Raw genomic sequence first — 1,224 nt, 5'->3', positions numbered from 1 at the left:
TTTGCTTTTTCGAAGACAAATTGTGAAATCTGCTCATCAGTCTTACTGTAATTGGTAACTGATATTGTTTTTCCATCAGCATTCTCTTTTGTAACGGTCTTGGTTCCGTCAGGATTCTGCTGAGTATCATCATTGGTAACCGCATCCGGAACCGTGATGGTCGCATCCGCAGTCGGTGTACCCGAAACGGTAACAACCGTACTACTCGTTCTTTTTGCAGTAATACCATTGTCAGTAATATCAGCAAACTCCGCAAAATAATATCCGGTGTTCGCCGTATAAGTCACGGTGGTCATAGGGCCTGTCAGCTCGGTCTGGCTAATTGCCCCACCGCTTGTTGTTGCATTCGCACCGCCGGAAAGAGTCACATTATATCCCGCCGGCTTCAGCGAAAATGTATTTGTTCCAGATGAGAAGATGACAGATGACAGATCAAGCTTTAATGCGGGGCGGACACCAAGTGTGTCATACAAAGCGGCTGCGTCGTAAACAGTGCCGCCGGCCACGCACACCGCACGAAGATCGTGGACGCTGGGCGAGCGCAGCCACCAGCCACCACCGTATTGTGCGCCAGTGAAGTTGAAGTTAGCATACGGTTCAGCCTCGCTTGTACTCAAAAGATACAGCTTCGCTCCGGTAACACCAACATCCGTCAAATTAGTATCCTCTATGGCATCTTTTACACCCGCAAAAGAACCACCTTCTGCGGTCAATGCATCAAGCACGCCCTTCACGGTCGAGCTGCTGTAAGCGTTGCTATTTGAATCAAACGCCGACGTTCCAAAGCTTGTGTCCGCCGCCAGCAACGTGACTGTTCCTCCCGTGGCAGTAGAATCGTCCGCAATAATATACCAGTCGTGGTTGTTAAACTTTACAACTGTCTTGTTATCCATTAAATTGGTGTATGTCTCGGTCGCAGCATACGTCGTCAGGCTCATCCCCGACATCAAGCCCAGCACCAGTGTCAGGGTGAGCAGGATGCCTAAAAATCGTTTCATTTTAATTCTCATAAGCTGTTATCTCCTTTGCTATATTCACGGCTGTTATGGCCGCCGCATGCCATTATGTACATAACAAAACCGCCAAACCCAGCGAGGCATAATAGCCCCGTCATGTCCGACGGTTATCCATCACTAATGTTGTATTCAGTTTCAAACGCCCCGCAAGACGCAAAAAGGGCGCAGTTAGCCTCTGCTCTGCTCTGCTCTGCTCTGCTCTGCTCTG

Annotated in this window: 1 protein-coding gene; it reads right to left on the bottom strand. The window is 49.2% G+C overall.

Features of this window, described 5'->3' with window-relative positions; genetic code table 11:
* On the bottom strand, positions 1-1,010 hold a 1,010-nt coding region (locus tag G603_RS20735; protein WP_035793650.1), incomplete at its 3' end, for a DUF6273 domain-containing protein.
* Between the last annotated feature and the right edge of the window lie 214 nt (positions 1,011-1,224).

The sequence above is a fragment of the Butyrivibrio sp. AE3006 genome (genome assembly GCF_000424165.1).
GTDB lineage: Bacteria > Bacillota > Clostridia > Lachnospirales > Lachnospiraceae > Butyrivibrio.
The sequence above is the reverse complement of the archived record's forward strand: the minus strand, read 5'-3'. Positions and strand labels throughout refer to the sequence as shown.